The sequence below is a fragment of the Kitasatospora sp. SC0581 genome, from assembly GCF_048159585.1.
Classification (GTDB): Bacteria; Actinomycetota; Actinomycetes; order Streptomycetales; family Streptomycetaceae; genus Kitasatospora.
In genome coordinates this window covers 1-387 of the sequence record NZ_JBLRWA010000200.1, presented here as the reverse complement: position 1 = coordinate 387, position 387 = coordinate 1, and the positions used below count along the sequence as shown (strand labels likewise).

The window sequence follows — 387 nt, the reverse complement described above, 5'->3', positions numbered from 1 at the left end:
CATCGACTACGCCGAAGTCACCATCACCCGCACGATGTTCCGCAACGGCGGCAGCGAGTACGCCCTCAACGGCGAGACCTGCCGGCTGCTCGACATCCAGGAGCTGCTCTCCGACTCCGGCATCGGCCGGGAGATGCACGTCATCGTGGGGCAGGGCCGGCTGGACTCGGTGCTGCACGCCGACCCGATGGGGCGGCGGGCCTTCATCGAGGAGGCGGCCGGGGTGCTCAAGCACCGCAAGCGCAAGGAGAAGGCGCTGCGGAAGCTGGACTCGATGGCCGCCAACCTCAACCGGGTGCAGGACCTGGTCGCCGAACTGCGGCGGCAGCTGGGGCCGTTGGGGCGGCAGGCGAAGATCGCCCGGCGGGCCGCCGGCATCCAGGCCGA

The 387-nt window shown here is 70.8% G+C and carries 1 pseudogene; it reads left to right on the top strand.

What is annotated here, in order from left to right:
- Window positions 1-387, top strand: a pseudogene (locus ACLWS4_RS37775) (chromosome segregation protein SMC); the annotation flags it as partial.